Below are 22,461 nucleotides of genomic sequence, written 5' to 3'. Positions count from 1 at the left end.
GTGGCTTACTATTCACCTTTAATAACGCCATTTATCTTGTCAGTTGTGAAGTAAAAAAGGCTGGCAAGATGCGAAACCTTAAGCACCCATTATAACGTTTAATTAGCGTAATATAGTGCTAACCGCTGAACACAATGATCACGCTATTGCTTAGGCATTACTCATACTGCTTGCGCAACGACAATAGGGAGACAGCATGAGCGTTTTAACACTGTTTCAAGATGAGGCCCAGCAGCAACTCTCTTCGGGTGATGTTTGTGCGTACATGCAAACGCTAGGAAAAGCGGCCCGTTTAGCAGCAAGCGAACTGCGTCGTGCTGATACCGGTATCAAAAACCGTGCCCTTGAGGCAATGGCAAGCCGGATCGCTGACGCGCGAGCGGCTATTTTAGCCGCTAATGCGCAAGATATGCAGCGCGGGGAAGATAACGGCCTGGATAGTGCACTGCTCGACCGTCTGGCGCTGAACGACGCCCGGGTTGATGCGATGATTGAAGGGTTGCGCCAAGTAGCTGGCTTGCCGGATCCCGTAGGTGAAATTGACGATATGAGCTATCGGCCCAGCGGCATTCAGGTGGGCAAGATGCGTGTGCCGTTAGGTGTGATCGGAATTATTTACGAGTCGCGCCCCAATGTCACCCTGGAGGCCGCCAGCCTGTGTTTGAAATCTGGCAATGCGTGCATTTTACGAGGTGGCTCCGAGGCGAGCGCCTCGAATGCAGCGATAGCTGAGTGCATTACCCAAGGTTTGCAGGAGGTAGGCCTGCCGGCAAGCTGCGTGCAGGTGGTAGCAACGACCGACCGCGCCGCTGTGGGTGCGTTGATCAGTATGCCAGACTATGTGGATGTGATTATTCCACGCGGCGGTAAATCGCTGATCGAGCGGATCTCCCGCGAAGCAAAGGTGCCGGTTATCAAGCATCTGGATGGTGTCTGCCACGTCTATATCGATACCACTGCAGACCCGGCCAAGGCGCTGGCCATTGCAGTCAATGCCAAGACGCACCGTTACGGCACCTGCAACACCATGGAAACCTTGCTGGTGGATGCGCCGGTGGCAGATCTGATTTTACCCGAGCTGGCCCGCGCGTATGCTGAACATGACGTTGAGCTGCGTGGCTGCGAGCGTACCCGTGCCTTGCTGCCTCAGGCGCTGGCCGCATCGGAAGACGACTGGCATGCCGAGTACTTGGCGCCGATCTTGGCCATTAAAATCGTCGATGGGATGGATGAAGCGATTGCGCATATTGAGCAGTATGGCTCGCACCATACCGATGCCATCGTAACTCAGGACTACTCGCTGGCGCGCCGTTTTATGGCCGAGGTAGATTCAAGCTCAGTGATCGTGAATGCCTCAACGCGCTTTGCCGATGGCTTTGAGTATGGTTTGGGCGCTGAAATTGGTATTTCAACCGATAAACTGCACGCCCGAGGCCCCGTTGGCCTGGAAGGCCTTACGACGCGTAAGTATGTCGTGTTCGGGGATGGGCAGGTTCGGCAGTGAAGGATAGGGCGATATGAGTTCTCAACCGATAAAAATCGGCATGCTGGGCGGGACGTTCGATCCCGTCCATCATGGCCATCTGCGTAGCGCTTTGGAAGTACGTGAAGCGCTGGGGCTTGATCGACTGCATATGATACCGGCGCCCAAGCCACCATTGCGTGGCGCACCCCAGGTATCAGCCGAGCAACGCTTGGCGCTGCTGAAAGCCGGCATTGGTGATACGCCGGGGCTGTATGCGGATGATCGTGAGCTGCGCCGTGAAGGGCCATCCTATAGTATCGATACGCTCGCTCAACTGCGGGCCGAGTACGGCGAGCAGGCGCGTTTGGTCATGGTGATTGGATTTGATGCATTTTTGCGCCTTCACCAATGGCACCGTGCTAGCGATTTGTTTTCCCTGGCGCATCTGGTGGTTATGGCGCGCCCAGGCTATCAAATGCCTTGGACCAATGAATTAAGGGAACTGGTTGGCCAACGCGAAGTCGAAGGCGTGGACTCGCTGATGCAGCGCCCAAATGGGGGGCTTTTAACGCTATCGCTACCGTCAATGATGGCTATTTCAGCGACCTATATTCGCCAACGGCTTAGGGAGGGCAAAAGTATTCATTATTTGCTTCCAAATGCAGTTGAAGAGGCCATTCGAAAGAACGGCTTTTATCAACACTTTTCCCAGCACGACGAATAGCGCTGGTAGTCACGAAAGAAGCCGTTACAATGGCCCGCTTTATTGGCCGATTACCAAATGGGGTTGTCTTCAGGAGTCATGCACATCGATACACTGAAAAGCCTAGCGCTTGATGCGTTAGAAGAACTTAAAGCACGCGATATTACCCAGCTGGATGTTTCCAGCTTGACCGAGGTCACCGACCTCATGCTGATTGCCAGCGGCACGTCTACACGACATGTAGCGGCACTTGCGCAAAACGTCGTGGAAAAAGCCAAAGCAGCCGGTCTTGCGCCCCGTGGTGTTGAAGGCGGTGACAATGCTGACTGGGTGCTGGTGGATCTGGGCGATATTGTCGTTCATGTAATGCTGCCAGAAGCACGTACTCTCTATGACCTTGAGCGTTTATGGGCGGATCTTCCAAACGACGGTTTCAAAGCAGACGAGTCGTTTGAGCAGTTTGAAGAGCGAGCCAGCATGTCATGAAGGTACGGCTGTTAGCGGTAGGTACCAAGATGCCTGCGTGGGTTGAAGAGGGCATTGAAACTTATCGTAAACGGCTCCCTCGGGATTTCAGTCTTGAAATAGAAGAGATCCCGCTTGGCCAGCGTGGCAAAAATGCCGATATTGCCAAAGCGCGTGCCCAGGAAGCGCAACGCATTCGAGATAAGCTGCGGGGCGATGAATATGTGGTGGCGCTTGAAGTAAAAGGTAAGCCCTGGACGACTGAGCAGCTAGCCCAGGAGGCTGATGCCTGGCGGATGGAAGGTCGCGATATCGTGCTGTTGGTAGGCGGGCCAGACGGTCTTGAGCCGTCTCTGTCTGCCATGGCGGATAAAGCGTGGTCGCTTTCGCCGTTAACCCTGCCGCATCCGTTAGTTCGTATTATGCTTGCCGAGCAGCTTTATCGCGCTTGGACCTTGTTGGTTGGTCACCCCTATCACCGCTAAGGCTCAAACGGGTGGTGGTGTTTGTTGACTGTTGTTGCGTCAATCGTCTGATTTGAGAGTCATCTGTTGCCATGCCCCAGCGCCGTGACACGCTAAAAAATTCTGAGCAAGAGCTGCGTATTTTTCGTGTCAGAACGCTGCTTGCTGTTCTGGTGGTGGCAACGCTTACCAGCCTATTAGTGGGGCGTCTGGCCTACCTACAGATTGTTCAACATGAAATCTATACCACACGGTCAGAAAAAAACCGTGTTCGCGTTGAGCCTCTGCCGCCCAATCGCGGTCTGATTTACGATCGCAATGGCGTGCTGTTGGCTGAAAACCGACCTACCTATAATCTCACGTTAGTGCGTGAGCGCGTTGATAGCCTGGATGAAACCCTGGCACTGCTGGTCGAGCTTCTCGAACTTCCCGAGGAGGATGTAGAGGCCTTCAATGTGCGTTCACGCCAGCGTCAGCGCCCCTTTCAACCTGCGCTATTGATGAGTGATCTTAGCGAGGAGCAAATTGCGCGCCTCGCGGTCAATCGGCACCGCTTGCCGGGTGTTGAAGTCGAAGCACAGCTGCTGCGTTACTACCCTGACTCCGAAGTGATGGCGCATACCCTGGGTTACGTGGGGCGGATTAACGTCGAAGAGCTTCAATCTCTGGATGCCGGCCGCTATGCAGGCACTCACTTTATCGGAAAAACCGGGGTTGAGCGCTTCTATGAAGAAGAGCTTCACGGCGAAGCGGGCCTGCGTAAGGTTGAAACTAACGCTCGTGGGCGCGTGTTAAGAGAATTAGGGCGTACCGATCCTGTGCCAGGTGAAAACATTACCCTGACGATCGATAAGTCGCTTCAGACGCTTGCCTATGAGCTCATGGACGGTCGACGCGGCTCCATTGTGGCTATTGCTCCGGCGACGGGTGAAATCCTGGCGATGGTCTCGACGCCGGGGTTTGATAGCAATCAGTTCGTGACTGGAATTGACGTCGCCTCCTACCGTGGCTTGCAGGAAGATCTTGATCTGCCGCTGTTTAATCGCTCGATTCGTGGGCATTACCCACCAGGCTCTACAATTAAGCCTTTTCTAGCCCTCGCAGGCCTTGCCGATGGTGTAATTACGCCTGACAGCACGATTAACGACCCGGGCTATTACCAGTTACCCAATGATTCCCGCCGTTATCGAAACTGGCTGCGCTGGGGGCACGGTCGAGTGGATCTGGAGCGCTCATTGGCGGTCTCGAATAATACTTACTATTACACTCTGGCGCATGATTTAGGTATCGATAATCTTGATAAACGTATGAGTGGATTCGGGTTCGGGCAGCGAGTTGCCTACGATGTCCAGGGTGAAAGCAGCGGCTTGATGCCCTCTCGTGAGTGGAAGCGGGAGCGCTTTAACCAGCCCTGGTACCCCGGTGAGACCTTGTCAGTCGGCATTGGCCAGGGGTACTGGCAAGTAACGCCGTTACAGTTAGCGAGTGCAACGGCGACGCTTGCCAACCGAGGCCACTGGGTAAAACCCCGTTTAGCACTACAAATTGGCGGTGAGCCGCTGCCTCAAGACTTACCCAACACTTTGGATGATATTCAGCTGGAAAATGATGCCTGGTGGGACCGGGTATTTAGCGGTATGGAAAAAGTTCTTAATGGTAGTGAGGGCACCGCGCGGCGAACAGGCGTTGGCCTTGAGTATCGTATGGGCGGCAAATCGGGAACGGCCCAGGTGTTTTCGTTGGGCCAGGACCAGCGCTATAACGCTGATGAGCTTGAGGAACGCCTGAGAGACCATGCTCTGTTTATGGCGTTTGCACCGGTCGATGACCCACAAATTGCTGTTTCGGTGATCGTCGAGAATGCGGGCGGCGGCAGTACGCATGCCGCGCATTTGGCGCGCGCTATGACCGATGCCTGGCTATTGAAAGATGAAGCCCCAGACGCTGAAGACGTACGCGAAGTTCTACAAGAAGATAACGCTCAAGTGGAGGGGAACTGATCTATGCCTTGGCAGACACTGACCCGCCCATTACGTCGTCATCCTGTGCGTCCGCCCGACAGCGGGATAGCCCGGCGTAAAAGTATTTGGGAGCGTATTCATATCGATCCTTGGCTATTAGGGCTTTTAGTGATTTTGATGGCTGGCGGCCTGCTGGTCCTTTATAGCGCGTCGGGCCAGCGTATTGAGTCAGTAATCGCTCAGGCGATACGCTTTGGCGTGGCGCTGGCGGTAATGGCATTTTTGGCGCAGTTATCGCCTACCACATTCTTACGCTGGGCACCAATAGCCTATGGGGCCGGAGTCGTAATGTTACTGGCAGTGGAAATTGCCGGTGATATTGGCATGGGGGCCAAGCGTTGGCTTGAGATCCCCGGCGTTATCCGCTTTCAACCGTCAGAGATGATGAAGCTGGCGGTACCGTTAATGGTGGCCGCCTATCTGAATCGTTGTCAGCTTCCGCCGCGTTTAAGAGATATTGTGGTGTGTGCGGTGATTATTGGCTTGCCGGTAGTGCTGACCGCGATTCAGCCAGACTTGGGTACATCGCTTTTGGTCGCCAGTGCAGCGGTCATTGTGGTATTGCTTGCAGGTCTTTCATGGCGCCTGATTGGATTTGTTGGCGCGCTGCTGGGCGCGTGTGTGCCGATATTGTGGATGAATATGCACAATTATCAGCGCCAGAGAGTGTTAACCTTTCTAGACCCGGAGAGCGACCCGCTTGGTTCCGGGTGGAATATTATTCAGTCGACCACGGCAATTGGTAGTGGGGGGCTATGGGGAAAAGGTTGGCTTGAAGGTACTCAGTCGCAGCTTGAATTTCTGCCTGAACGGCATACCGATTTTATTATCGCGGTATTGGGTGAGGAGTTTGGCCTGGTCGGCATGCTGATTTTACTTGCTCTTTACCTAATGATTGTAGGGCGTGGCCTGTGGTTGGCGGCTTCGTCTCAGGATACGTTTGGTCGATTGTTTGCGGGCAGTATTATCCTGACATTTTTCATTTATGTGTTTGTAAATGTCGGTATGGTAAGCGGTATTTTGCCCGTAGTGGGCGTTCCGTTACCCCTGGTTAGTTATGGTGGAACCTCCAGCGTGACCTTGTTGGCAGGGTTCGGTATTCTCATGTCTATTCATGCCCATCGTCGGCTATTGCCACGTTAATATTTCAGTCAGGGCGGTGCGTTTTCAAAGGAGTGGTGAGTTGATGAAAAGGGCCCGGAATAAAGCTGGCAGTTACCTTGTCGCCGCGCTGATTGCGTGTTCGATGCCTGCTGCATTCGCTGAGGAACAACCGGCGGAAGCGGTAGACCTGCAAAAAAATGAACGCACCCAGGTATTGGTAGATGAGTTAATCGCCCAAGGCATACCAGAAGCTTGGCTTCGCGATGCTTTTTCGCACGCAGCGTATTCCCAAGAAGTGCTGGATGCCATGGAGGGTGCGGCTGAGCGCCGCTTACGCTGGTATGAGTATCGCGATATATTCCTTACCCAGCAGCGCATTGAAGAAGGCGCTGCGTTTATGCAGACCCACGCTGATACGCTGGCCCGTGCAGAGGATGTGTATGGGGTGCCGGGTAATGTTATTACCGCCATTATCGGCGTAGAAACATATTATGGCCGCCATAAAGGGCGGCACCGGGTGCTTGATTCACTGGCTACGCTAGCGTTTTATCACCCCAGTCGTGGGGATTTTTTCCGCGGTGAGTTGGCGGCATTTTTACAAATCGCCTATGAGCAGCAGGTCGACCCTGCCGAGCTTTATGGTTCGTACGCAGGCGCGATGGGTTACCCGCAGTTTATCCCCACCAGTTATCAGGCATATGCGGTCGATTTTGACGATGATGGCCTGCGTGATTTGTGGGAAAACCCGGTTGATGCCATCGGCAGCGTAGCTAATTATTTTGCCGTACATGGCTGGCAGCGTGATGGCGCAATCTATCACGAAGCGAGTGGGCCGGACGAAGCGCCGGAAACATTGACGTTTAACCAAACGTCAGCACCGAATATAACCGTCGCTGATGCCGCCGCCGAGGGCGTTGAATCTCAGCAAGTACTTGATGGCTCACTGCCGGTGATACCGCTGGTATTTGAAATGGACGACGGGCGCATGCGTTACCGGCTGGGCGAGAACAATTTTTATGTGATTACTCGCTATAACCACAGCCACCTGTATGCCATGGCCGTTACGGAGCTTGCCGAGGCCATTCAAAATCAGGCTGAGGAACAGGGATGAAAATGTTGCAAGCAGTGACTTGGCGAATGGGCGGTGCGATTGCCCTTGTTGCTTTAATAAGTGGCTGTGCAAGCCGTGAAGCTCAGCGTGTGGATAATACGCCCGCACAGGCGCAGCCCTCGGCACCAGCAGCCAGCAGCAACAGTAACAGCAGTAGTGGCGGTGGGCGTTACGCCATGAATGGCGATGCCTATCCGGTTGAACCACCGGATGTGTCTAAGGTGCCGGATGCTGAGCCGCGTATTGAAGCACCTTCGCGGGCGGGTAATCGTCCGTCCTACGAGGTGTGGGGGGAAACGTATCATGTAATGCCTGATTCCAGAGGATATGCCAAGCAGGGCACCGCCTCTTGGTATGGAGAAAAATTCCATGGCTATGCAACCTCCAACGGTGAGATTTACGATATGTACAAAATGTCGGCGGCACACCGTTCGCTGCCGCTGCCTACTTTTGCGCGTGTTACCAGCCTGGACAGCGGTCAGTCAGTGATTGTGCGGGTTAATGATCGAGGCCCTTTTCATAGCGACAGGGAAATTGATCTTTCTTACGCTGCCGCTGCGCGATTAGGTATATTGGATAACGGCACCGGGCGGGTCAGGGTTGAAGCGGTTGACCCGGAGCGCTGGCTAGCCGAACGGGGCAGAGCGTCCGCTAATGCAGTGCCAGCTGCCAGAGCGCCAGCCGCCCAGCCAACGGCTGTAGCATCGGCAGCGCCCGTTGCTGCGCAAAGCGTTCCAGTAGCGCCTCAGTCGGCCTCCGCTGCAGCACCTGCAGCTTCAAGTGCTGGGTCTGAGAGCGGCGCTACGGGGGCTATTTACCTGCAGATTGCCGCCTTGGGTAGTGCGGAAGGTGCTCAGCAGCTTCAGCAGCGATTGAAAAACGAATTGCCCCATGAAGTTCGTGTAATGAGCGATGCAAGCGTGCACCGTGTTCAAGTGGGACCAGTAAGGCCCGCTCAGGAAACACAGGCACGTGAAGAGCTTCGTCAAGCGGGCTTCCCTCAAGTTTTTATCGTGAGATAATTCACTTTTTTATACTCTTTGGTGCTTAGCGCCATTTTTCTTGTAAGTGAGATGTTAGTGATGAATGTATTTGAGTCGATACGCCGCTCCGCCAAGCTATGCCTATTTGTGGCCATGACGGCTGTTACGCTGCCTGCAACGGCCCAGGTAATCCCTCAGCCGCAGACGATTATTCCAGCCGCACCGCAGCTTGCTGCCAGCTCCTGGATTTTGCTGGATGCCAATAGTGGCCGGGTTTTGGCCGAGCATAACTCGGATGAGCGTTTGGCGCCGGCAAGCCTTACCAAGCTCATGACCGCGTATCTTGTTGAGCGTGAGCTGGATCGTGGCACCATTAAATTGGATGATCTGGTCAACGTCAGTGAAAACGCCTGGCGGACTGGCGGCTCAAAAATGTTTATTGAAGTGGGCAACCAGATTCCCGTCGAGGAGCTGCTGCACGGCATTATTATCGTGTCAGGTAACGATTCCAGCGTTGCCATGGCCGAGCATCTGGCAGGCGGGGAAGCCCCTTTTGCTGACTTGATGAACCAGCATGCGACTCGTCTGGGAATGGAAAATACCCATTTTGAGAATGCCACGGGTCTGCCCAGTGATAATCATTACTCCACCGCTCATGACCTGGCGCGACTTTCACGTCATATCATCAATGATTATCCTGAGCACTATGCAATCTACTCGCAGCGTCACTTCTCTTATGGCGGGATCGATCAGCCTAACCGTAATCGCCTACTCTGGCGCGATCCATCTGTTGACGGCCTGAAAACCGGCTGGACAGATGCTGCAGGCTACTGCTTGGTCTCTTCTGCCGAACGTGACGGCATGCGACTCATTTCCGTGGTCATGGGTACTAACTCAGATGAGGCGCGAGCCCAGGAAACTCAGAAATTGTTGAGCTACGGTTTTCGTTTTTACGAAACCATGAAGCTTTACGAGCGTGGCGCAGTACTTGAAACGCCGCGCGTATGGGGCGGTGATATCAATGAGCTGCGCGTGGGTGTCAATGAAGAAGTCTACATGACGTTACCGCGCAACCGTAGCGAAGAGCTGCGTGCCCGTCTTAACCTCAATGCAGATTTGCAAGCGCCGATTGCGGTTGGCGATGACGTAGGCACATTAGAGGTTTACCTGGGTGAAGAAATGGTGGGTGAACGCCCGCTAGTCGCGCTTGAAAATGTCGAAGAGGGCGGCTTATTCAAGCGCTTATTCGATCAGGTTCAGCGCTTTTTCAGTGGGTTGATTTCTAAATTTACCGACTAATCTGCCCGGCCTGGGTACTGCCCAGGCCTCTTGTTTCGCTTAGTAGAAGGCAAATTATGAAAAAAGGTGCCAACGATGGGTTTCGCGATCTGCGTCAGCCGGCAGTGACCGAGCCACCCAAGATTACGTTTCCCTGCGATTATCCGTTGAAAATTGTCGGCGATGCCGCTGATGATTTTACCGCCTGTGTTTGTCAGATCGTGGTGCGCCATGCGCCGGATTTTGATGAATCTACGCTAGAAGTAGTCGATAGCCGAAACGGTCGTTTTCAGTCAGTGCGTATCACGATTAATGCGACCAGCGAACAGCAGATAAGCCAGCTGTTTGATGAGCTGAAAGCTACAGGCCGTGTGCATATGGTGGTGTAAATGAGCGATGACTCGCCCATTGAGCTACACCGCTTAGGACGTAGGCCTTACCTGCCTGTGTGGGAGGCCATGCGCACGCTGACCGATACGCGCGATAGTGATACACCCGATCAGTTCTGGCTGGTAGAGCACGATCCAGTGTTTACCCAGGGTCAGGCAGGTAAGCCTGAGCATTTGCTGATGCCGGGTGAAATTCCTGTCGTGCAAACGGATCGTGGTGGGCAGGTAACCTACCATGGCCCGGGGCAGGTGGTGCTGTATCCTCTGCTTGACGTGCGACGCGCTAAAATAGGCGTGCGGGAACTGGTGTCAGCGCTGGAAAACGCGGTGATTGCGCTACTCGCCGATTACGACATTAGCGCACATGCACGACCTGACGCCCCAGGGGTGTATGTAAAGAGCCCGGTGGGCGAGGCCAAGATAGCCTCGCTGGGATTACGCATTCGGCGTGGTTCAAGCTATCACGGCGTAGCGCTCAATGTGGATGGGGATCTTTCCGCCTTTCAGCGTATCAACCCTTGTGGCTACGCGGGTATGGCTGTCACTCGTCTGGCAGACTTGGCAACGCTGCCCAAGGAGCACGACGTAGGCGAACAGCTGGCGCATGCACTAGCCATTCAGCTAAGGCGAGCGTTAGTGGTTATCGATTAGCGAAGCACCGCTTGTATAGATGCAAAGCTCATGCAGGCGTTAGATGGCGTGCATAAAAAGAGGCCGCCGCGATAAGTAATATTCGCGGCGGCCTCTTTGTTTAAGCTTATGCTAGCTTCGCCGTATCAGCCTACATTCAGTGCCGGGATAATATTGGGGTTAGACTCTTGGCCCGGAATGGCGGCCGGAGAGGCAAGTCCTAGATTATTCTTTTCGAACACTCGGTCGGCACGGTAGCTTGAACGCACCAGCGGGCCTGAAGGTACTTCCATAAAGCCTTTTTCCAAGCCCAGGACACGATACCGATCGAACTCTTCAGGGCTTACCCAGCGCTCAACCGGCAGGTGGTTTTTCGTAGGGCGTAAATACTGACCTAAGGTGACGATATCAACGCCAATTTCGCGAAGATCATCGAACGTCTTGAGTATCTCTTCGTCCGTTTCACCCAGCCCTAGCATGATGCTGGTTTTGGTAATCACATCCGGACGATGCTTTTTAGCATAGGCCAGCACGTCCAGCGTTTTGCGATAGCCGGCACGCGGGTCGCGTACTCGGCTTGTCAGCCTTTCAACGGTTTCAACATTCTGCGCAAACACCTCAAGACCTGAATCTACAACGCGCTCAATGGCTGCTTGGTCACCATCGAAATCGGGTGTCAGGGCTTCAACGACGACTTCTGGCGTACGCGCTTTGATAGCACGGATACAACTGGCATAGTGGGTGGCACCACCATCGTCGAGATCATCACGATCAACCGATGTCAAAACGATATAGCGAAGCCCCATCAGCTCAACCGACTTGGCGGTATTTTCGGGCTCTTCAAGATCCAGCCAGCCTTTGGGGTTGCCCGTATCGACTGCGCAGAAACGGCATGCACGGGTACACACAGACCCCATCAACATGATGGTGGCTGTTCCATTGCTCCAGCACTCGCCCATGTTAGGGCAGTGAGACTCAGCACAAACGGTACTTAGGCGGTGCTCCGCGACGTTACGCTTAACGGCTTCAAAGCGCTCGCCACCGGGGATTTGCGCGCGCAGCCATTTGGGCTTGCGTTCAAGCGATGGGGCTTCAGCCTGCGCACTGCGCACCTTCATGCCATCCTTGATCGCCGTCGTGCCGTGTTCATTACGGAATTTCTGGCCGCTGGGAACACGCTGTGTGGGGTTATTGCTCATAGGAATAGAGCCTCTCTACTGTGCGGCAGGCAGGGCTTATCATAAATGTAAGCGCTTGCCCCCCAATCATGCCGATTAATACGCTATCGAATGCGTTGCTAATCAATACACACTGCTTATTAATGCATATTGCTTATTAAGACATATTGCTTATTAAACATAGGTAGTAGGGCGTAATGTAACATAACTGGGGAATAACAAGACACCGCCGGGTTAGCTTGAAAGCATGGGTAAGCAGGCCACGCCATGACTCGGTAACGGGCTTGAAGGCCCTTTGAAGTGACGCTGATACTCGGTTAAATGCTCACGCACGAAGCGTAAAAAGAGTTCGGCCACGGGCGTGGGAAAACGTTCACGCTGATAAACCGTACACCAGGCTCGACGAATGGGAAAATCAGGTAGCGACAGGGCAAACAGAAGCCCTTGCTCAAGCTCCAGCTGCACGGCTAAACGCGGCAGTACCGCCACGCCTAAATGAGCCATTACGCCTTGCTTGATGGCTTCGTTGGTACCCAGCTCAATGCAGTGGGGCAGGGCGACTTTCTGATAGGCGGCCAGCTGTTCAAAGGCGTTACGTACTCCCGACCCCGGCTCGCGCATCAAAACATAGTGGCGGGCGAAGTCAGTCAACGTAGGCGAAAGCATATCCAGCAGCGGGTGCTCAGGCCATACCACCGCCACCAGCTCGTTATCGAGAATAGGCATTACGGCCAAACGTTCATCCTCGGGTACCATCGCCATAATCACCAGGTCATCCTGCTGCTCGGCCAAACGTTCAAGCGCCTGACTGCGATTGCAGACCTTTAAACGTACATGAATATCGGGGTAGCTTGCGCGAAAACGCGCCAGCAGGTACGGCACAATATATTGGGCTGAGGAGACAGCGGCCAAGTTAAGCTGCCCGGTAATCTTGCCGTTGATATCCGACAAATTCATCTGGAGTCGAGAGAGCTGCCCAAAGATTTCCCGCGTGGACAATGCCAACGTGTCTGCCGCAGGCAATACGTGCAGGGTTTTACCGGCATATTTGAAAAGTGGTTGGCCCAGAGCTTGTTCCAGCTGGCGTATTTGCGCGCTGACGGCGGGCTGGGTGAGCCCTAACTGCTCGGCCGCGCGGGAATAGGAGCGCTGGCGATGTACCGCCTGAAATACTTGCAGCTGTCGAAACGTTAGGCGGTTAAGCAGCGTAGGGGATGACATAACAACCTCTGAAAGACCGCTCTCCGGCGTCAAATAGTCCAGCTAGCGTTATAAGCCGCTAATGCTAAGTGAAAATGTTACCACTGTTTAGTCAATTCTACCTGATATACGGGTAGTTTGAGGCGTTGCGCGAATACCCATCGACGTTCGGCGCCGAGTGGCCTAGACTATATTGCATTGCAGCATCATCATGGCTTTTGGGTTGATCGCCAGCGCCTTCACCCTAGGGAGACCCTATGAATTTTCTCGCCAATCCTTTGCTTAACGCTAATCCGATAATGAACGCATGGAGAGAAACCGCTAATTCCTCTACTTCATTGCCAGGCAGCGAGGCACTTACCTCATTAATGGACCCGTTTGGGATTGGGCGCGCCGCTGTTGATTATTGGCGGGATAGCGTGGAGCGCAGCGTGTTTTACTGGGACGTTATGCGTGAGCGCGGCAATCAGTATTTGGAACATATGGAGCAAACCAAGCCGAGCGTGCTGGGTTTTAAAACCGAAGTGCTGCTGGATGGCCGTACGCTTCCCCAGCCGACCAACTATGAATTGCTGCGCGTGCTGCCTCCTGAAGGCACTGTCATCGACCCCCATAAGCGCCCCTTTGTCGTTGTCGATCCGCGTGCAGGGCATGGCCCGGGTATTGGCGGTTTTAAACCTGACAGCGAACTTGGCGTGGCGTTAAAAGCTGGGCACCCCTGCTACTTTATCGGTTTTCTACCCTTTCCTGAGCCCGGCCAAACGGTTGAAGACGTCGTCGAGTCAGAAGTGGCTTTTTTACGTCATGTGATTAGCCTGCATCCAGAAACCACGGAAAGGCCCATGGTGGTGGGTAACTGTCAGGCCGGTTGGCAGTTGATGATGGCGGCAGCGCTTGAGCCGGATGTTTTTGGACCTATCCTGATCGCGGGGGCACCGCTCTCTTACTGGGCGGGCGAGCACGGCAATGCACCCATGCGCTATACCGGCGGTTTGACGGGGGGTAGCTGGATCACGGCATTTACCAGCGATATGGGTAACGGCTTATTTGATGGCGCTTGGTTGGTACAAAACTTTGAGCGCTTAAATCCCGCCAACACCTATTGGAAAAAGCAGTATCACCTCTACGCCAATGTAGATACCGAGAGCCAGCGCTATCTTGATTTTGAGCGCTGGTGGGGCGGGCATGTGGTGCTGGGTGGTGATGAAATCCAATATATCGTTGATAATTTATTCGTGGGTAATCGCTTATCGACAGCTCAATTGGTAACGCGGGACGGGCGACGAATTGATCTACGCAATTTACGCTCACCTGTGGTGGTGTTCTGTTCCCGCGGTGACGATATCACCCCGCCTCCCCAGGCGTTGGGCTGGATTCGTGATTTATACGAAGATACCGACGATATTATCGCCAACGATCAAACCATCATTTACTGCATGCATGATACCACCGGGCATTTGGGCATCTTTGTATCCGGCAGCGTGTCGCGTAAAGAGCACTCTGAATTTACGGCGAACATGGACTACATCGACGTGATGCCGCCGGGGTTATATGAAACCAAGGTTACCCTGGCGTCTGAAGGAAGTGACGCCGCCCTTTATGAGCGTGACTATCTGCTGGAATTTCAGGCACGTAATTTTGAGGAACTTGACCGTGAAGTGCATCATAAGGCTGACGATGATCGGCGGTTTGCCACGGTTGCACGGATTTCTGAGATAAATTTAGGCCTGTACCGGCTATATGTCCAGCCTTGGGTGCAAGCGCTAATAACACCCGAAAGCGCGCGTTTAATGCGCCGTATGCATCCTATTCGGTTGGGCTACAAACTGCTTTCGGATCGTAATCCTTTGTCCGTGCCGCTGCCGGTGATGGCAGAAGCGGTGCGCAAAAACCGCCAGGAAATAAGTCAGGACAATCTTTTCAAAGCGTTTGAAATCATGAGTTCCGATCAGATTGTGGCATCGCTTAACGCCTTTCGTGATCTGCGCGATAGCAGTACAGAGCGTTTGTTTATGGATGTCTATGGTCAGCCACTGCTTCAGGCGGCCGTTGGGCTTCATGGCGATGCGCATGTGCACCGCCGTCGGCCGGGTGCTGAACCTGAGCATCGGCGCTTTTTGGCGCGTCGCCAGAACGAGTTGCGTGAGCGCATTGCGCAGGGCGGCGCTCATGAAGCGATCATGCGTTCCTTAATCTATGTATTGGGCGGTGCTCCCGCAACAGATGAGCGCAACTTCAAACGGCTGCGGGCTTCACGGGCGAAGCTTGAGTCAGAGATCAAGCTTTCTGAATTTAAGCGGTTAGTGCGTGAACAGTTCTTTATTTTAAAACTTGATCGTGAAAAAGCGCTGAATACCCTGCCTGAGCTTCTAGCCGGTGAAAGTAGTAGCGCTATCGATGGGTATATAAAAAATCTGGAGCACGTGTTTGCCGCAAGCGGCGAGCTTTCAGAACATGCTGCCGAGCGTTTTGGGCAAATCAAAGCGCTGTTTGAGAAAGCGCGGCCGGCCAAGCCCGCCCCAAGCAAAGCACCTGCCGCTTTAGCTGCGCCTAAAGCGACGGTAAAGGCTGAGCCTGCTCCAGCTGCTCAACCCGTTAATAAAAGCGCTGCCAGTAAAAATACTGTCAGTAAAAACACTGTCAGTAAAAACACCGTCAGTAAAAACGCTGACGATAAAAAGCCAGACGAGAAAAAAACGGCCGACAAGAAGCCTGCGGCTAGAAAGGCCGCGGTAACCAAAAAAGCACCCGAAGAACCGGCGGTGGTGAAAGAGGATGCCAAGCCGGGCTCGGCTAACGATACGGCCGAGAAAGCCTCAAAGGCTACCCCGGCGGACGCAGGTTCAAATGATCAAAAGCCGGCTTCAACGCCTACGGCTAAAGCAGCGGATGACCAGCCTGTTGAGGTCAAAAAACCAAGCGCAAACGTCACTCGACGTAAGACGCCTCGAAAGCGTTAATTAGGTTTTTTTGGCTGGCTCAGCGCCCCTGCTTTTTAGCAGGGGCGTTTTGTTTATAGAAAAAGGTAGGTTGCCGATCTTGAAACGTCGGTCTAGTGTCTAGCTACTTGGGTTTAGAAATCTAGTTTTAGAAAATCTGGTTTTAGAAAACTTTGGGTTTATAAAAATAGGCTTTGTTCTCTCTACCGCGCGGTTGTTACTGGCGCTAAGTGAAGGCCTGGGGTAGGGTAGGCGCATTTTTTCATCCGTATGTTTGTTTCGGCCACTTCAAGAGGGCCGTTAATTGCAACATCATGCGGTACCGTATTCAGAGCGTGGGCTGTCAGCCCACGCAATAGAAAAGTGGAGCACTATGGGCAAGTCACTGGTCATCGTCGAGTCGCCGGCTAAAGCGAAGACGATTAATAAGTATCTCGGCAACGATTTCATCGTAAAGTCGAGCGTGGGTCACATTCGTGATCTGCCGACCAGCGGCTCGGGCAAGGCAGCTTCCGACCCTAAGGAGCGCGCTCGCCAAGCCGCGGCAACACGCAAAATGTCGGCGGAAGAGAAGGCAGAGTATAAAAAGCGCAAAAGCCACGATCAGTTAATTCGGCGTATGGGCATTGATCCCAATAATGGCTGGGAAGCCCATTATGAAGTCTTGCCCGGTAAAGAGAAGGTGGTGGCTGAGCTCAAAAAACTTGCTGAAAAGGCTGACGCCGTTTATCTGGCGACGGATTTGGACCGCGAAGGGGAGGCCATTGCCTGGCATTTGCGGGAAACCATTGGCGGGGATGATAGTCGCTATAAGCGGGTCGTGTTTAACGAAATCACTAAAAACGCCATTCAGGATGCGTTTAAAGCTCCCGGCGTTCTGAATATCCCGCGTGTTGAAGCTCAGCAGGCACGGCGGTTTTTAGACCGCGTGGTAGGCTTTATGCTGTCGCCGTTGCTGTGGGCAAAAGTGGCCCGTGGCCTCTCCGCTGGTCGCGTGCAGTCTGTCGCGGTGCGCCTTATTGTTGAGCGCGAGCGTGATATTCGTGCGTTTATTCCGGAAGAGTTTTGGGATGTGCACGCGGATCTAGCCTCGCCAGAGGGCGAAGTGGTGCGCTTTGCGCTTGCCAAACAGGATGGCAAGGCGTTCAAGCCGACGTCTGAAAAAGACACCATGGAGCGTATTGCGGCGCTACGTAACGCGAAGCTTGCGATTACCTCGCGTGAAGATAAGCCCACTAGTTCTAAGCCGACGGCACCGTTTATTACCTCTACACTGCAGCAGGCGGCCAGTGGACGCTTAGGGTTCTCGGTCAAGAAAACCATGACCATGGCCCAGCGTTTGTATGAGGCCGGCTACATTACCTATATGCGTACCGACTCCACCAATCTCTCGAAAGATGCGGTGGAAAGTGCACGTGAGTTTATTGGCAGTGAGTACGGCGAGCGCTATCTACCCGAGGCACCCAATCGCTATAGTAGCAAAGAGAGTGCTCAGGAAGCCCACGAAGCGATCCGCCCATCAAGCGTTGAGCGCAAGGCAACCGATTTGGCTGGTATGGAGCGCGATGCCGAGCGCTTATACGAGCTGATCTGGCGTCAGTTCGTGGCTTGTCAGATGACGCCCGCCGAGTATCTGTCGAGCACGCTGAGCGTTGAAGTGGATGGCTATGATCTGCGCGCCAAAGGGCGTGTTCTGAAGTTTGACGGCTACACGCGGGTTATGAAGCCCAGCGGTAAGAATGAAGACCAGACGCTGCCTGATTTGCCCAAAGGCACACCAATGGCGATGGAAACGCTGGATCCTCAGCAACACTTTACCAAGCCGCCAGCTCGTTACACTGAGGCGAGCTTGGTTAAAGAGCTTGAAAAGCAGGGGATCGGTCGTCCTTCTACCTACGCCTCGATTATTTCGACGATCCAGGATCGTGGCTATGTGAAGTTGGAAAATCGGCGTTTTTACGCCGAAAAGCTGGGTGATATCGTCACCGAGCGCCTGAAAGAGTCGTTTCCTGACCTGATGGACTTCTCTTTTACAGCGCGTATGGAAGACAGCCTGGATGAAGTCGCGGAAGGTGAACGCAATTGGCAGGCGCTGCTTGATGCTTTTTATGGCGAGTTTAGTGAAGAGCTTGCCAAGGCTGAAAGCGATGACGGGATGCGTCCCAACCAGCCGGTGCCAACCGATATTGATTGCCCCTCGTGTGGTCGGAAGATGCAGATTCGCACTGCTTCCACCGGCGTGTTTTTAGGCTGTAGTGGCTATAACCTGCCGCCCAAAGAGCGCTGCAAGACTACGATTGACCTGATTCCGGGTGAGGAGGCCGTGGCGGCGGATGCCGGTGAAGAGGCGGAAACCAACGCCCTGCGTGCCAAGCGTCGGTGCCATAAGTGCGGCACGGCGATGGATAACTACCTGATTGATGAAACCCGCAAGCTGCACATTTGCGGTAATAGCCCTGACTGTGATGGTTATGAAATAGAGCAGGGCAAGTTCAAGATCAAAGGCTACGACGGCCCGGTTATCGAATGCGATAAGTGTGGCTCGGAAATGCAGCTTAAGTCAGGCCGGTTTGGTAAATACTTTGGCTGCACCAATAGCGAGTGTAAGAATACTCGTAAGCTATTGAAAAGTGGTGAAGTGGCGCCGCCCAAGATGGATCCGATTCCGATGCCGGAACTGGCCTGCCAGAAAGTGGACGACCACTACGTACTGCGCGATGGAGCAAGCGGTTTGTTTTTAGCAGCGAGCAAATTCCCTAAAAACCGTGAAACGCGTCCGCCGTTGGTTAAAGAGCTAAAAGCCCATGCTGATGAGCTGCCCGAGAAGTATCACTTTATTCTCAAGGCGCCCAGTGAAGACCCTGATGGTCGTCCGGCTCAAATTCGCTACTCGCGTAAAAATAAAGAGCAGTACGTGATGACGGACGAAGAGGGCAAGGCTACTGGCTGGAAAGCAACCTTCGATGCAGGCAAATGGCACGTAGAGGACAAGCGTAAATGAGTGCTCGCTCGCGCACTAATCAACTGCTCTACCAGGCTGAATTGCTGGTAAGCATGCCCATTGGTGAAGACGAGCATTCGCCCGCTCGCCAGATGGCGCTCGAAGAGAGTGCCTTGGCTCTCTTTGAATTGGCGTTGACCTCGCTGCTCAAAGAAGTAACCGAGCATGCCCGGCTGGAACATCACGTCTGGCAGGAACTGCTGGCAAGCAATGGGCCGCCGCTTGCAGAGCTGCAGCGGTTACGCGATTTGATGCGTGATCCTGAAAGCTGGCTGTATTGGCTTACCCAGAAGCTTGAACAGTTACATGGCAGTGATGGCGCCGCCAGGCGCGCCGTAGCTAACCCGTCGATGATTGCGGTAGGTCGTCAGGCAAGCCTTCACGAAGAGCTTCTCATACACTTGCAAGAAGCAAAGCTTGAGATTGCAGCGCTCAGGGAAACCAGCCAGGAGTGGTAGCTTGCGAGATAACGGAACTACCCTGATCAGCTAGTATCATAAAACAACACGATGTTGCTTCAATGATAGAACGCCGGAAGGAGGCAAGGATGCGCTATAACCAAGTCAAAGATTTAGTCGAGTGGGCGGAAGGCTTTCACAAGCGTATGGCCCAACAGTACAGTGACGCGGCTGACAAGACGGATAACGAGCGCCTAAGCATGGCGCTAACCTATCTTGCCAGCCGTGAGCTAAGAATGCAGAAAGGCCTGAATGATCTCTTTCATGACGGTTCAAGCCATAAAGAAGTTCTGGAAACCTGGTTTGATGAATCAAGTGAGTTTCCCGAACCGCCCGAGCTTGAGCAATTAACTGAAAAAACGGTGGCTGGGTCTGTCGATGAAGCGACACGTACAGCCGCTGAAGCTCACCAGAAATTACAGGCGCTTTATGAGCATCGCGCCTCCCGGGCGCGCATTGAGCCGGAAGCCGAGTTTTTTGATTCTCTGGCGCAGGGCCACAATGCGGAAGCACGAAAACTGGTGACCAGTATGCAAGAGTTTGAGGATATTTAGTGCTGCGTTGAATGGCGTTTGGTTGACAGGGGTATCGGTGCTTGTCGAAAAAATTGTTACTCAAGATCACTGACAGGCAGGGCGTTAATAGGGTATAACAACCCTTAGAAATGCTTTGTTGCTCAAGTCGTAAATTGACCGTTTTGAGAGCTAACCGATGCCTTTAGATTTAGAACTATGTCTTTAGATCGCCGCCGTTTTTTAGCGCTTGCCCTTAGCTGGCCAGTGGTTGCCAGCGCCGCTACAACCAACGCTACGTTAAACGTAGAGCCGCCGGACTTGGTGGAAACGTTGCTTTCGCGCGCGCACATACCGCGTTACAGCACCGAGCTATGGTTGATGATCGATGATCAGGCGTCGGCGCTTAGCGTTTTTCGCGGTGAAACGCTGCTTGAATATTTTGCGCCCATTTCACTGGGGCGCGCTGGCGCAAAGACGCAGCGGGTAATGGGTGATAACGTCACTCCGCTGGGAGAATTTCGGATCAATCGATTTAATTACGAAAGTCGGTGGCATATCTTCCTCGGTATCGATTATCCTACTCCCGCTCATGCACGCATGGCGCTCGAAAAAGGCATCTACTCGCAAAGCGATTATGAAGCCTATTTCGATTATTACCGTCGATATGGACATCCACCGCAAAACACGGCGCTGGGTGGGGCCATTGGAATTCATGGCATCGGCAGCGGTGATCCCGATATTCATGGCCGCTACCACTGGACTCAAGGGTGCGTGGCGGTGACAAATGAACAAATTGAGCGAGTTGCAGAGTTGGTTGATGTTGGCACTCGCGTTGTGATCCGCTAGTCTTATGTTGTTGATGGAAGTTCGAGGTTTTGTACAAGTGGCTATAGACAAGCGCTGCGGTCTATTATAAAACAGCGTTTGACTAGCGTGCTCACGCACAAGTCATTGTAAAGAACCTGTATCGTGGGTAGACAAACTCTAACTAAGCAATTAGCCTGATTTTGTTATACCCCTAACGTTGTACCCAAGGAAGACTCAAGGAGAACATTATGACTCTGAAGACTACTCTGAAAATGACCGCCGCTGCTGCTTCTCTGGCAATCCTGGCTGGCTGTGCTTCTACCAGCGCTCTGGAAGAAGTTCGCATGACTGCTGAATCTGCACAGGCTGATGCCGCAGAAGCACGCAGCATGGCTTCACAAGCTCTGAACACTGCTAACCAAGCTCAGCGCGATGCGCAAGCTGCCCTGCAGATGTCTGAGCAGAACCGTGAAGAAATGAACCGCATGTTCCAGCGCTCCATGCAGAAGTAATTCTGCTTGGACCACTGGGTAGTCGTTAGACTCAGCGGTTGCTGAAGATGTAAAAAAACCCCGCCTCGGCGGGGTTTTTTTATGGATGTTATCTGTTAAGCATCTTCTTCAGCAGGCTCTGCCCGGCTAAGCTCTACTTCTTCAAACAAGCCATTAAGTTCTGCTGCCGGCTCTTCTTCTACGGCAGGCTTAGGTGCTTGAGGGCCGTATAAAGCTACAAAGTGGCCATCCGGTGATTCTACGGCACGTTTTACCTGCTCGTAATCTACCTCTACCTGATCTTCGGTTAGCGCATCAACGCGCTCAATGGCGCCTAGCAGAGGCTCGAAGTCACCAACATTCTCTTCAAGCTGCGGGTACGACTGCACAAATAGCGTTCCATCGGCTGCCCAGCCGGCCTTGAAGGGCGCGTCCATCAAATTGACCTGCGTGCCGCTTGGCAGGCGCTCGTAAAGCGATTTGATATCTTCTGGGTACATGCGGATACATCCGCGGCTAACGCGCATGCCCACACCGTCAGGCCGATTGGTGCCATGAATCAGATAGCTTGGCATGGCCAATAGAATGGCGTGTTCGCCAAGCGGGTTATCCGGGCCGGGCGGTACGACCGATGGAGCCGGCTCGCCGCGCTCAGCCGCTTCACGGCGCATGGAGGCGGGCGGTGCCCAAGCCGGATCCTTCACTTTTACCGTCGTGCGGGTAAGACCTACCGGCGTTGCGAATTCATTACGGCCAACGCTGACAGGATAGGTTTCAACAATACCTGGGTTATCGGCCGGGTAGTAATAAAGACGCAGTTCAGAGAGGTTGACGACCACACCCTCACGCGGTGCTGGCGGAAGAATGTATTGAGCCGGAATCACTACCTCGGTACCTTCGCCTGGCACCCACATGCTTACCCCAGGGTTAGCCATGCGTATTTCTTCATAGCCAATATTATGGCGACGAGCGATATCGATCAGTGTCTGTTTAGGGTCTTCAACGGTAACCGTGTAGCTTTCACCGATGATGTCGCCTTGTTCGGGTAAGCGAAAATGCCCGCGTGGCAGTTCGTCGCGCGCTTGTTCAACTTCTTGGTCGGCATCTGCCAGTGCTTCGCTAGCAGTTACTGCATTATCTGCTTGCTCAGGCGCTGTTTGTGCAAAAACCGGGCCTGTAAGGCTAGCTGCCAGTAATACAGCCAAACTGGTAGGGCCCCAAAGGTTGAATTTATGACGAGTGTTCATGGTCATTCCTAG

The 22,461-nt window shown here is 53.5% G+C and carries 20 protein-coding genes; 17 read left to right on the top strand and 3 right to left on the bottom strand.

From position 1 onward, the window contains the following. The first annotated feature begins 196 nt into the window (after window positions 1-196). From D467_RS0109670 to lipB, 11 genes are all read left to right on the top strand, one after another. Entirely contained in the window at window positions 197-1,504 is a 1,308-nt protein-coding gene (locus tag D467_RS0109670; RefSeq protein ID WP_018917314.1) for a glutamate-5-semialdehyde dehydrogenase, read from the top strand. A 13-nt stretch (window positions 1,505-1,517) separates the two neighbouring features. Next, a complete protein-coding gene (nadD, locus tag D467_RS0109665; protein WP_018917313.1) occupies window positions 1,518-2,189 on the top strand; it encodes a nicotinate-nucleotide adenylyltransferase in 672 nt (223 codons plus the stop codon). 78 nt (window positions 2,190-2,267) lie between these two features. Further along, entirely contained in the window at window positions 2,268-2,654 is a 387-nt protein-coding gene (rsfS, locus tag D467_RS0109660; protein ID WP_018917312.1) for a ribosome silencing factor, read from the top strand. Continuing rightward, a complete protein-coding gene (rlmH, locus tag D467_RS0109655; RefSeq protein ID WP_018917311.1) occupies window positions 2,651-3,118 on the top strand; it encodes a 23S rRNA (pseudouridine(1915)-N(3))-methyltransferase RlmH in 468 nt (155 codons plus the stop codon). The genes rsfS and rlmH overlap by 4 nt, the downstream gene beginning before the upstream one ends. Window positions 3,119-3,189: 71 nt before the next feature. After that, window positions 3,190-5,097: a penicillin-binding protein 2 gene (gene mrdA / locus D467_RS0109650; RefSeq protein ID WP_018917310.1), complete on the top strand. Its 1,908-nt coding sequence runs from the start codon at window positions 3,190-3,192 to the stop codon at window positions 5,095-5,097. Between the two features lie 3 nt (window positions 5,098-5,100). Further along, window positions 5,101-6,261, top strand: coding sequence for a rod shape-determining protein RodA (gene rodA / locus D467_RS0109645; protein ID WP_018917309.1), 1,161 nt, complete (start codon window positions 5,101-5,103; stop codon window positions 6,259-6,261). Window positions 6,262-6,304: 43 nt separating this feature from the next. Next, window positions 6,305-7,333 carry a lytic murein transglycosylase B gene (mltB, locus tag D467_RS0109640; protein WP_018917308.1) on the top strand — a complete coding sequence of 343 codons (1,029 nt, stop codon included), beginning with the start codon at window positions 6,305-6,307 and terminating at the stop codon, window positions 7,331-7,333. Next, window positions 7,330-8,355 (top strand): septal ring lytic transglycosylase RlpA family protein, encoded by a 1,026-nt coding sequence (locus D467_RS0109635; RefSeq protein WP_018917307.1) that lies wholly within the window; start codon window positions 7,330-7,332, stop codon window positions 8,353-8,355. Before mltB ends, D467_RS0109635 begins: the two co-directional genes overlap by 4 nt. A gap of 60 nt (window positions 8,356-8,415) precedes the next feature. Next, entirely contained in the window at window positions 8,416-9,615 is a 1,200-nt protein-coding gene (locus tag D467_RS0109630) for a D-alanyl-D-alanine carboxypeptidase family protein (protein ID WP_018917306.1), read from the top strand. A gap of 56 nt (window positions 9,616-9,671) precedes the next feature. Beyond that, complete coding sequence (locus tag D467_RS0109625) at window positions 9,672-9,983, top strand: HP0495 family protein (RefSeq protein WP_018917305.1); 312 nt, start codon at window positions 9,672-9,674, stop codon at window positions 9,981-9,983. After that, the gene (gene lipB, locus D467_RS0109620; protein WP_018917304.1) at window positions 9,984-10,634 is read left to right on the top strand and encodes a lipoyl(octanoyl) transferase LipB; all 651 of its coding nucleotides are present in this window, start codon (window positions 9,984-9,986) and stop codon (window positions 10,632-10,634) included. It begins immediately after the preceding gene. Between the two features lie 125 nt (window positions 10,635-10,759). On the opposite strand, the gene lipA is transcribed toward lipB, so the two are convergent. Together lipA and D467_RS0109610 are read right to left on the bottom strand one after the other, a co-directional pair. After that, a complete protein-coding gene (gene lipA, locus D467_RS0109615; protein ID WP_018917303.1) occupies window positions 10,760-11,812 on the bottom strand; it encodes a lipoyl synthase in 1,053 nt (350 codons plus the stop codon). Window positions 11,813-12,025: 213 nt separating this feature from the next. After that, a complete protein-coding gene (locus D467_RS0109610; protein ID WP_018917302.1) occupies window positions 12,026-13,012 on the bottom strand; it encodes a LysR family transcriptional regulator in 987 nt (328 codons plus the stop codon). 236 nt (window positions 13,013-13,248) lie between these two features. Between D467_RS0109610 and D467_RS0109605 the strand changes: the two genes are divergently transcribed. The 6 genes from D467_RS0109605 to D467_RS0109580 all read left to right on the top strand — a co-directional run bounded on the left by D467_RS0109605 (window position 13,249) and on the right by D467_RS0109580 (window position 21,223). After that, window positions 13,249-15,951 carry a DUF3141 domain-containing protein gene (locus D467_RS0109605; protein WP_018917301.1) on the top strand — a complete coding sequence of 901 codons (2,703 nt, stop codon included), beginning with the start codon at window positions 13,249-13,251 and terminating at the stop codon, window positions 15,949-15,951. 352 nt (window positions 15,952-16,303) lie between these two features. After that, the gene (gene topA / locus D467_RS0109600; RefSeq protein ID WP_018917300.1) at window positions 16,304-18,931 is read left to right on the top strand and encodes a type I DNA topoisomerase; all 2,628 of its coding nucleotides are present in this window, start codon (window positions 16,304-16,306) and stop codon (window positions 18,929-18,931) included. Continuing rightward, the gene (locus tag D467_RS0109595; protein ID WP_018917299.1) at window positions 18,928-19,389 is read left to right on the top strand and encodes a DUF6586 family protein; all 462 of its coding nucleotides are present in this window, start codon (window positions 18,928-18,930) and stop codon (window positions 19,387-19,389) included. Before topA ends, D467_RS0109595 begins: the two co-directional genes overlap by 4 nt. A gap of 89 nt (window positions 19,390-19,478) precedes the next feature. After that, the gene (locus D467_RS0109590) at window positions 19,479-19,943 is read left to right on the top strand and encodes a hypothetical protein (protein ID WP_018917298.1); all 465 of its coding nucleotides are present in this window, start codon (window positions 19,479-19,481) and stop codon (window positions 19,941-19,943) included. A 177-nt stretch (window positions 19,944-20,120) separates the two neighbouring features. Beyond that, on the top strand, window positions 20,121-20,750 hold the full coding sequence (locus D467_RS0109585) for a L,D-transpeptidase (RefSeq protein ID WP_018917297.1): 630 nt from the start codon (window positions 20,121-20,123) through the stop codon (window positions 20,748-20,750). A gap of 209 nt (window positions 20,751-20,959) precedes the next feature. Beyond that, complete coding sequence (locus D467_RS0109580; protein WP_018917296.1) at window positions 20,960-21,223, top strand: Lpp/OprI family alanine-zipper lipoprotein; 264 nt, start codon at window positions 20,960-20,962, stop codon at window positions 21,221-21,223. A gap of 95 nt (window positions 21,224-21,318) precedes the next feature. Here the strand turns inward: D467_RS0109580 and D467_RS0109575 are convergent, their stop codons facing one another. Continuing rightward, window positions 21,319-22,449: a L,D-transpeptidase family protein gene (locus tag D467_RS0109575; RefSeq protein ID WP_018917295.1), complete on the bottom strand. Its 1,131-nt coding sequence runs from the start codon at window positions 22,447-22,449 to the stop codon at window positions 21,319-21,321. Window positions 22,450-22,461 lie beyond the last annotated feature (12 nt).

The sequence above is a fragment of the Vreelandella zhanjiangensis DSM 21076 genome (assembly GCF_000377665.1).
Lineage (GTDB): Bacteria > Pseudomonadota > Gammaproteobacteria > Pseudomonadales > Halomonadaceae > Vreelandella > Vreelandella zhanjiangensis.
Note: the sequence above shows the minus strand (reverse complement) of the source record. Positions and strands in the feature narration are given on the sequence as shown.

Excerpts from the sequence above, each read along its gene's own strand:
- D467_RS0109580 (WP_018917296.1), top strand. The coding sequence starts at position 20,960 with ATGACTCTGAAGACTACTCTGAAAATGACCGCCGCTGCTGCTTCTCTG.
- mrdA (WP_018917310.1), top strand. The coding sequence starts at position 3,190 with ATGCCCCAGCGCCGTGACACGCTAAAAAATTCTGAGCAAGAGCTGCGT.
- D467_RS0109625 (WP_018917305.1), top strand. The coding sequence starts at position 9,672 with ATGAAAAAAGGTGCCAACGATGGGTTTCGCGATCTGCGTCAGCCGGCA.
- D467_RS0109595 (WP_018917299.1), top strand. The coding sequence starts at position 18,928 with ATGAGTGCTCGCTCGCGCACTAATCAACTGCTCTACCAGGCTGAATTG.
- lipB (WP_018917304.1), top strand. The coding sequence starts at position 9,984 with ATGAGCGATGACTCGCCCATTGAGCTACACCGCTTAGGACGTAGGCCT.
- rlmH (WP_018917311.1), top strand. The coding sequence starts at position 2,651 with ATGAAGGTACGGCTGTTAGCGGTAGGTACCAAGATGCCTGCGTGGGTT.
- rsfS (WP_018917312.1), top strand. The coding sequence starts at position 2,268 with ATGCACATCGATACACTGAAAAGCCTAGCGCTTGATGCGTTAGAAGAA.
- nadD (WP_018917313.1), top strand. The coding sequence starts at position 1,518 with ATGAGTTCTCAACCGATAAAAATCGGCATGCTGGGCGGGACGTTCGAT.
- D467_RS0109635 (WP_018917307.1), top strand. The coding sequence starts at position 7,330 with ATGAAAATGTTGCAAGCAGTGACTTGGCGAATGGGCGGTGCGATTGCC.
- D467_RS0109590 (WP_018917298.1), top strand. The coding sequence starts at position 19,479 with ATGCGCTATAACCAAGTCAAAGATTTAGTCGAGTGGGCGGAAGGCTTT.
- topA (WP_018917300.1), top strand. The coding sequence starts at position 16,304 with ATGGGCAAGTCACTGGTCATCGTCGAGTCGCCGGCTAAAGCGAAGACG.
- D467_RS0109670 (WP_018917314.1), top strand. The coding sequence starts at position 197 with ATGAGCGTTTTAACACTGTTTCAAGATGAGGCCCAGCAGCAACTCTCT.
- lipA (WP_018917303.1), bottom strand. The coding sequence starts at position 11,812 with ATGAGCAATAACCCCACACAGCGTGTTCCCAGCGGCCAGAAATTCCGT.
- D467_RS0109630 (WP_018917306.1), top strand. The coding sequence starts at position 8,416 with ATGAATGTATTTGAGTCGATACGCCGCTCCGCCAAGCTATGCCTATTT.
- rodA (WP_018917309.1), top strand. The coding sequence starts at position 5,101 with ATGCCTTGGCAGACACTGACCCGCCCATTACGTCGTCATCCTGTGCGT.
- D467_RS0109605 (WP_018917301.1), top strand. The coding sequence starts at position 13,249 with ATGAATTTTCTCGCCAATCCTTTGCTTAACGCTAATCCGATAATGAAC.
- D467_RS0109585 (WP_018917297.1), top strand. The coding sequence starts at position 20,121 with ATGTCTTTAGATCGCCGCCGTTTTTTAGCGCTTGCCCTTAGCTGGCCA.
- D467_RS0109575 (WP_018917295.1), bottom strand. The coding sequence starts at position 22,449 with ATGAACACTCGTCATAAATTCAACCTTTGGGGCCCTACCAGTTTGGCT.
- D467_RS0109610 (WP_018917302.1), bottom strand. The coding sequence starts at position 13,012 with ATGTCATCCCCTACGCTGCTTAACCGCCTAACGTTTCGACAGCTGCAA.
- mltB (WP_018917308.1), top strand. The coding sequence starts at position 6,305 with ATGAAAAGGGCCCGGAATAAAGCTGGCAGTTACCTTGTCGCCGCGCTG.